General features: G+C 59.6%; 1 protein-coding gene. It reads left to right on the top strand.

What is annotated here, in order from left to right; all coding sequences use genetic code 11:
- A partial coding sequence (locus ACPYOG_RS19670) for a substrate-binding domain-containing protein (protein ID WP_481295804.1) occupies positions 1-267 on the top strand: 267 nt, incomplete at both ends.

The raw sequence follows: 267 nt of genomic DNA on the forward strand, positions 1-267 counted from the left end.
TTGCTGAGCAGTATTCCAACATCTGGGCTCAGGACGAGGGGTTCCAGATCATGCAGAACATGCTGCAGGCAAACCCGGATGTGTCGATCGTGTTTGCCCAGGCCGACGCGCTGGCGCTGGGTGCGGCCCAGGCTATCAAGGTCGGAAATCCTTCGCAGAAGATCGTAGTTGGCGGTTTTGACGGAGATACGGCAGCCCTTGAAGCCCTCGGCAAGGGCGTATTTGACGTGACGGCGACCCAGCAGACGCAGAAGATGGGCCGCGATG

The organism is Leifsonia sp. HAY1-4F, assembly GCF_056755275.1.